Source organism: Olsenella sp. CU969 (genome assembly GCF_905219715.1).
Lineage (GTDB): Bacteria > Actinomycetota > Coriobacteriia > Coriobacteriales > Atopobiaceae > Granulimonas > Granulimonas faecalis.
Genome location: NZ_CAJMXC010000107.1, coordinates 1 through 4,555 on the forward strand (window position 1 = coordinate 1; position 4,555 = coordinate 4,555).

At 71.2% G+C, this 4,555-nt stretch carries 3 protein-coding genes; 2 read left to right on the forward strand and 1 reads right to left on the reverse strand.

Features of this window, described 5'->3' with window-relative positions:
• Positions 1–179 precede the first annotated feature (179 nt).
• Positions 180–1,835: a putative manganese-dependent inorganic diphosphatase gene (locus tag JX283_RS07815; protein ID WP_204830075.1), complete on the reverse strand. Its 1,656-nt coding sequence runs from the start codon at positions 1,833–1,835 to the stop codon at positions 180–182.
• Positions 1,836–2,036: 201 nt separating this feature from the next.
• Here JX283_RS07815 and JX283_RS07820 point away from each other — a divergent pair, with 201 nt between their 5' ends.
• Entirely contained in the window at positions 2,037–3,191 is a 1,155-nt protein-coding gene (locus JX283_RS07820; protein ID WP_204830077.1) for an exonuclease SbcCD subunit D, read from the forward strand.
• Positions 3,192–4,555 (forward strand): AAA family ATPase (locus tag JX283_RS07825; protein WP_204830078.1); only part of this gene is annotated, 1,364 nt, incomplete at its 3' end. It lies immediately after the preceding gene.

Below are 4,555 nucleotides of genomic sequence, written 5' to 3' on the forward strand. Positions count from 1 at the left end.
GGCAGCGGGTGGGTGCGGGGTGTCTGGCCCAAGGGTGTCTCCTCACGCGGGTGGCAACCGAGTATAGCGCAGCCCAAGGGCGGCTGAAAAAACGGGCGACAGCTATGGAAGACGGCCCCGGGGCGCCTGCGAGGGCGCCCCGGGGCCGTCGGGGGGTCCGTCCGTGGCGCGGCGGGCGCCTAGTCGTCCGACAGGCGCTCGAAGGCGGCCATGAGGGGCGGGATCATCTGCTTCTTGCGGCTCACCACGCCGGGGAGCACGGCCATGCCTTCGGCGGGCTCCACGCCGAAGGCGGAGCGGATGANGGCCTCNGCGCCGTCGCCGATGTAGAGCAGCTCGGTGGTCTGCGACTTAACGTCGGTGAACATGTACATGACGATGGGCAGGTCCTCGTTCTTCGCCGCCTCGGCCAGGTAGGGGCCCACGAGCTCCTCGGCGGCCTTGCGGCTGCCCTCGGTCATGTAGCTGCCCTGGCCCACGCCGAAGCGCGCGTTGCCGCGGGAGAAGACCTTGAAGTCGCCGTGGAAGACCTCCTCGGCGCTGCGGCCCGTGAGGTCGGCACCGGCCTCGAACATCTCGTCGGCGTAGGAGTCGATGTCCACTCCCACGATGCCGGCCAGCTCCTGGGCGGCCAAGCGGTCCTGCTCGGTGCAGGTGGGGGAGCGGAACGTGAGGGTGTCGGACAGGATGGCGGAGAGCATGAGGCCGGCGATGTGCGGCGGCGGGGNGATGCCGTTCTCGTCGTACATCTGCTTCACGATGGTGCAGGTGCAGCCCANGGGCTGGTTGCGGAAGAGTGCCGGCGTGGTGGTCTCGATGGGGCCGATGCGGTGGTGGTCGATGATCTCGAGGATGACGGCGTGGGTGACGCCGTCCACCGCCTGGGCCATCTCGTTGTGGTCCACGAGGATGACGTGCTTGCGGTTGATGTCGAAGAGGTTGGCGCTCGTGATGACGCCGTCGAACTTGCCGTCCTCGCCGATGACCGGGAAGAAGCGGTGGCGCGTGGAGCTCATGACCTTGCGGACGTCCTCCACGGTGGTGTTGACGGAGAACTCCACGATGCCGGAGTCGAGCATGACGGCGCGCACGGGCATGGACATGCAGATGAGGCGCGTGGCCGCGTAGGTGTCGTACGGGGTGGTGATGATGCGGCAGCCGTGGCTCTCGGCCGAGCTCTTGAGGGCGCGGGTGACCGGGGCGTCGNAGCAGATGATGAGGCAGGCGGCGCCGGAGCCCACGGCGTAGTGCTGGGTCTCGTAGCGGTTGGTCACGAGCACGATGTCGCCGGGCTCGATGGTGTCCTCCATCATCTCGGGGCTGGTGCCCACGTAGACGCGGCCGCTNTCGATGACGTCCGACGGGTCGCCCAGGACCATGGTGCCGTTGAGGGTGTCGATGACGTTCTGGTAGCAGGTGTGGGAGGTGGCCAGGACGTCGGTGTCAAAGATCGCCATGTTGGCGTTGGCGATGTCCTTCACCGTGACGAGGCCCTTGAGGTCGCCGTCCTCGGTGATGCACAGGGTGTCCTGTCGCTCGTCGCGCATCTTGTTCCACGCGGCGTAGAGGCTCATCTCGCCGTCGATGCCCTCCTGGTGCTGGTACTCGAGGTCCTTGACCTGCGGGCGCACCGAGGTGATGAGGGCGGGCTCCTCCACGCCCCACCGCTTGAGGACGAAGGCCGTCTCGCNGTTGATGTTGCCGCAGCGGCGCGCCTCGTAGATCTGGGGGCCGATGGCGTTCTTGAGCCATGCGTAGGAGAGCGCCGAGCAGATGCTGTCGGNGTCGGGGTTGCGATGGCCGATNATGTTTACCTTGCGGATGGACTCTGACATGTGCGTACTCCTTGGTGGCGCACGGTCCGGGACGCCCCCGGCCCGTGGTTGCGGTCGGTTTCCATTAGAACAGTTGAAGGACGTGAATCCGGCCGCGATGGTGGAGCTTCGATGATTTCCCATCGTTGGCTTTCAGAATAGAACATATGTTCTATCCTGTCCAGTGAGAATAAGGCGTCGGTCCCATCGGGAAGGGGTGCCATGAGACTGCTCCACATATCGGACGTCCACGCCGGCAAGCGGCTCCACGGATACTCTCAGGAGGAGGACCTCGCCCACGCGCTCGTCCAGGTGGTGGACGTCTGCCGCGAGCGCTCGGTGGACTGCGTGCTGGTGGCCGGGGACCTCTACGACACCACGCAGCCGCCCGACTACGCGGTGACGCTCGTGGACGGCTTCCTGCGCGACCTCGCGGAGGCCGGGGTGCGGGTCGTGGCGGTGCCCGGCAACCACGACTCCGCCGCGCGCGTGGGGTTCGCCTCCCCGCTGCTCGCGGCGTCGGGCGTCCACGTGGTGGGCCCGCTCGAGGGGCCGGTGGAGCCCGTGGTGCTGGAGGACGCCCACGGCGAGGTCCGCGTCTGGCCGGTGCCGTTCGTGCGGCCGGCCACGGTGCGCGCGGCCCTGGGCTGCGACGCCCCGTCCCCCACGGAGGCCCTGGCGGCGGTCGTGGACGCCATGGGGGTGGACGGGTCCGTGCGCAACGTCTGCGTGGCCCACCAGTTCGTGACCTCGGGCGGCGTGGGGCCCGAGCGCTCGGAGAGCGAGCTCACGCTCGGTGACGCGGACAACGTGGAGGTCTCGGTGTTCGACCCGTTCGACTACGTGGCCCTCGGCCACCTGCACCGGGCGCAGAAGGTGGGGCGCGAGACCGTGCGCTACTCCGGGACGCCGCTCAAGTACTCCCGGGGCGAGGCCGGGAACGACAAGTCCATGGTCCTCGTGGACCTCGGCGAGAAGCGCGGCCCCGGCGACTGCGACCTCTCGTTCGAGCTCGTGCCCTTCGAGCCCCTCCGCGACGTCCGCCAGGCGTGCGGGCCCCTGGAGGAGCTCGTGTCGCCGGAGGTCCTGGCCCTCGCGCCGGCGGACGACTACGTGGCCGTCACCCTCACGGACGACACCCTGCCGCTGGACGNCCTGGGGCGCCTCCGGGAGGCCTACCCCAACCTGCTCTCGCTGGAGCACGCCCCTGCCTCCGCGACCGGGGCGCGGGAGGCGGAGGTCCGGGCNCCGGACCCGGGGCTGGACCTCGAGGGGCTCTNTGCCGGGTTCTTCGAGGCCCAGCGCGGCCACGCCATGGACGATCGCCAGCGCGCCGTGCTCGCCGAGTGCGTCGCCCTGGTAGGGGAGGGGGAGTAGATGAGGCCGGTCAAGCTCACCATGCAGGCGTTCGGCCCCTACGCCGGGCGCACGGAGATAGACTTCGATGCCTTGGGCACCCGCGGGCTCTACCTCATCTGCGGCGACACCGGGGCCGGCAAGACCACCGTCTTCGACGCCGTCACGTTCGCGCTGTTCGGCAAGACGGCGGCGGGGTCGGACAACGCCACGTCGCTGTACTCGGACTTCGCGGCGTTCGGCACCGAGGGCTTCGTGGAGCTTGACTTCATGGCCGGGTCGCGGCACTGCCGCGTGCGCAGGGGCCTCGAGTACCTGCGCCCCAAGCTGAAGGGCAAGGGGGACGCCACGTGGACGAGGGCGACGGCCTCCCTGTGGGTGGGCGACGAGGGCGGCATCCCCGACGACTGCGTACCGGTGACCAAGGTGCAGACGGTCACGCGCGACGTCGAGGGGCTGCTCGGGCTCAACGTGGACCAGTTCATGCAGATCGCCATGATCGCCCAGGGGGACTTCGCCCGGCTCCTCTNGGCCGGNCCCAAGGACCNCAANCCCATCTTCTCCAAGCTCTTCTCNACCGGGCGCGCGGNCCNGCTGCAGGGCCTCCTCAAGGGGCGGGGCAGCGCCGTGGACAAGGAGCTCGCGGAGCTGCGCAACGCCGCGCGGCAGGCCGCCCGGCGCGCCCGGGGGCCCGAGGGCGACGTGCCAGAGTTGGTCGAATGGGCCGAGGGGCCTGCCGCGGACCTCTCCCGGCCCCGGGCCGTCGTCCAGGGGCTCTGCGAGGCGGACGAGGCCTCGGTGGCCGGGTTCGACGAGTGTCGGGCGTCGCTGGGCGAGCGGGGCCGCGCCCTCGACGACGCCGAGGACCGCCTGCGCCGCATCCGCGGCCTCGAGGCCCAGGTGGCCGAGAAGGGCCACGACGTGGAGCGCCTCGCCGGCGAGGAGGGGCGGGCCAGGGCCCTCCTGGCGGAGGCCGAGGGCACCCGCGGGGAGGAGCGCGCCCTCACGGGGCGGGCGCAGGCCGTCGCGGCCACGCTGCCCCTGTACGACGAGCTTGACCGCCTTTCCGCCGCCGCCGAGGAGGCCGCGTCCAAGGCAGCCGCGGCCGAGCGCGACCGCGACGCCGCGACGGCGGCCGAGGCCCGCGGCCGCACCGCGCTGGAGGGGGCCGAGCGCGAGGTCGCGGCCCTGGGCGACGTGCAGGCGCGGCTCGACGCGGGCCGCACGGCCCTGGCGGCCGAGGAGGACGCGCTGCGCGGGCTCGAGCGCCTGGAGGGCCTGTGGAAGGCGGTGCGGCGGACGGCCGGCACCCTGGCCGACGGGCGCAGGAGCGCGGCCCGGCTGTTCGCCGAGGCCGAGGGGGCCAAGGCGGCCTGGGCCGAGGC